Source organism: Gemmatimonadota bacterium, from assembly GCA_026706345.1.
Lineage (GTDB): Bacteria > JAAXHH01 > JAAXHH01 > JAAXHH01 > JAAXHH01 > JAAXHH01.
The window spans coordinates 1-2,073 of record JAPOYX010000226.1; the positions used below are offsets into that span (position 1 = coordinate 1).

The window sequence follows — 2,073 nt, forward strand, 5'->3', positions numbered from 1 at the left end:
CCAGCTTCCTGCGCTCCGCTATGCGGTTTGCCGTCGGCCTGGGCGGGGTCCCGCAGCGGGTCGCGCCCGAACGGCATCAGATATTCGCCTCCATCCGGGTTGGGAATCCTGACCTCAAAGCCGAAGCCGAGCGGTTCCCCCCGGTAATTGGCCCACGCCGTGGGCATGGCTGAGCGATATCTGGCATCCAGATATTTCTCGAACATGTCTTCGGGTTCGATAATATGGGCATCGCTGTCAATGAATCCGTGTCCGTTTGGCATGGTATATTTCTCTCCCCTATGCAAAATGCGGCAAGACATCCGTACCGAACCGCTCAATACACCGCATAGTCTCTGCGTGGCCGGGACCGCTCGGACAGCGTAGCATGAGAATCATATACTGGCACCCGGTTGCGTGCTCGTAGCGTTTGAGTTCGGCCACGACCTGTTCCGGCGTGCCGTAGATCAACCGGTTCGGTGCGACCCGCTCGCATGTCCATTCGGCGTCCGCCGTGATTTCTTTCACCCAGGGCTCCCACTTGGCGTTAAAGCGGCCCGAGGCGAAAAAGCCCAGCCGCAGGTAGAAGAGGTGATAGTCCTTGACGTGCGGCCACCAGGTTTGCTCAAGCTCGGCCCGGCTGTCGCCGACCCAGGCATTCCGCAGCAGGGCAATTTCCACCCGTGGATTCCCCGCCTGCCGCGCCGCAGCCCGGTACATCTCGGACCAGGCCCGCATCACATCGAAGTTGTGGAGCGGGTCCGACAGCCACCCATCGCCAATCCGGCCGGCGCGTGTGAGCGTAATCGTTGACATGGCGCCGATCCAGATCGGCGGCTGACGTACGGGCCGGGGGGTGATGGTGACATCCTCAAAATTGAAATGCTGGCCGTGATGAGAAAACGTCCGGCCGCTCCACGCCCGTCTGAGAATCTCGACCGATTCGGTAAAGCGCGTTGCCGCGGCAGACAGCGGAATCTCAAAGGCGTTGAATTCGTGCTCAACCAGACCCAGGCCCGCACCAAGGATAAAGCGCCCTTTAGCGATGGTGTCGATCACGGCAATTTGCTCGGCAATATGCAGCGGGTGATACAGCGGGAGCTGGAGGATGCCCGTGCCAATCTGCGCGCGCTTGGTATGCGCTGCCAGCGCCGCGGCAAAGGTGAGGGGCGCGGGCATATAACCGTCCGGCATCTGGTGATGTTCCGGCAGGAGAAACAGCTCAAAGCCGGCCTCCTCGGCCAGGACCGCCTGGGCAAACACCTCGTCGTAGAGCCGGGACAGGTACTCCCCGTGGGGCGGATCCTGGAGGGTGAAAATCAGTCCGAATTTCATGCTCCGCCCTGGGTCTGACACTCAGCCAGATAGCGCTGCAACACGTATAGGCCATCCGGTGTGAACGGCTCGGTCTGGGCCAGGTGCAGAATATCAGGCACGGCCATAAACGCGCCGCTCTCGACTTCTTCTTCCTGCAGGACGATTTCACCATCGTACACGCACGAGAAGACCGCGCCCCACACCCGGTTGTGTGTCTCCTGATGATAAAACCGAAAGAGCGGTGTCCAGGGAACGCCTCGGATGCCCATCTCTTCTTCAACCTCGCGGAGAGCGCCCTGCGCGTATTCTTCGCCCGCCAGCACGACTCCACCCGCGGCCGGGTCGTAATAACCGGGAAAGATATCCTTGGTCAGGGTCCGTTTCTGGACGTAGAGGTGGCCGCGCGAGTTAAAGACCAGCACATACGTGGCCCGATGAGGCAGGGCTTTGGCGCGCATTTCCTTCCGCGGCGCGGAGCCCACAACAGTGTTGTTCTCATCAACAATGGCAACGATTTCCTCGGCAGCGCCCATGTGGACGAAACGATACTGAGGGGCTCGGAGAGTGTCAAGCGAAAGCATGAGGGGCAGGGCCACCCCGTCCCTCTTCGATCCCGCCGCGCCATACAAACAATCCATCTGTATCTTGACAGATTAGCGTACTTCTGGAATAGTGCACCGTACCAACTTCCAGAGGACGCCCTACGTCGGGTCGCCTATGGAATACAAGAGCCACACAAAGGCGTGGGAGTCATGACCCGCGCCGTGGCGAATAAAT

General features: G+C 60.3%; 3 protein-coding genes. All 3 read right to left on the minus strand.

Annotated features, from left to right (window positions below):
- The coding region (locus tag OXG98_16090; GenBank protein ID MCY3773528.1) for a hypothetical protein at positions 1-263 on the minus strand (263 nt) is incomplete at its 3' end.
- A 16-nt stretch (positions 264-279) separates the two neighbouring features.
- The gene (locus tag OXG98_16095) at positions 280-1,314 is read right to left on the minus strand and encodes an LLM class flavin-dependent oxidoreductase (GenBank protein MCY3773529.1); all 1,035 of its coding nucleotides are present in this window, start codon (positions 1,312-1,314) and stop codon (positions 280-282) included.
- Positions 1,311-1,829 (minus strand): NUDIX hydrolase YfcD, encoded by a 519-nt coding sequence (gene yfcD / locus OXG98_16100; protein MCY3773530.1) that lies wholly within the window; start codon positions 1,827-1,829, stop codon positions 1,311-1,313. The genes OXG98_16095 and yfcD overlap by 4 nt, the downstream gene beginning before the upstream one ends.
- Positions 1,830-2,073 lie beyond the last annotated feature (244 nt).